Annotated in this window: 1 pseudogene; it reads right to left on the bottom strand. The window is 54.3% G+C overall.

Annotated features, from left to right (window positions below):
* Nucleotides 1-217 precede the first annotated feature (217 nt).
* A pseudogene (locus NV64_RS23560) lies at nucleotides 218-761 on the bottom strand (acetyltransferase); the annotation flags it as partial.

Genomic DNA, 761 nt, shown 5'->3' with positions numbered 1-761 from the left:
GCAAACAGGGTATCGACCATACGTTTTTCCTTGTCCGTTAACGCCGGTGGCGGATGCACAAACGTCACAAAATTGTGAATATAGAATCCTGCCGCCAGCAGCACTATCGCCAGCGAGGTAAGCAGCTGAAGCGGGATTTTTTTCATGGAGGCGGCACCTGCTGCACGATTTTCACCACCGAGCGGACCGTGAACACCAGGGCATCTGACAGGTCACTTTAAACCGAACGCGAACGATCCACGGGGTCAGCGGCATAGGCCCCTTCATGATCGACATCGGTCGCCAGCACGCCCCGAACATGGGGAGATGAGGTGCGTATCGCCTTGACCGGCACGGTGCCGTCACCGGGTGTCCCCGCCGAAATCAGCTCATGGGTTCTTAACGGGGAGAGCTCAAGCGGCTCAGCGGAATCCTTCCGGATCCTCTGCGCCTCCTTCACGTACAGCGGGATCCGCTCTTTCCACGTCAGGAATGCATCAGACGGATTGTTTGCACTGGCACCGTAAAACAGCCAGGTCTGCGGATGATATCTGTCATTTAATTTTTCAATAAACTCTTGAACTTCCTCATTTATCCTCTTCTCATATTTATTCCACTCATCTTCTGTATTATCTAGCAGTAAATCCTGTTCACACAGCCGCCACCAGGCCGTTTTGTTCAGGTAAATTTCCTCATACGGGTTTTCCACCGGCAGGGACAGCCGGGCACCGCTGCTCTCGATTTTCAGCCAGCCGGGACCATAAGCACCGCCCGGCAGCAGC

Source organism: Erwinia sp. B116 (genome assembly GCF_002865965.1).
Taxonomy (GTDB): Bacteria; Pseudomonadota; Gammaproteobacteria; order Enterobacterales; family Enterobacteriaceae; genus Erwinia.
Note: the sequence above shows the minus strand (reverse complement) of the source record. Positions and strands in the feature narration are given on the sequence as shown.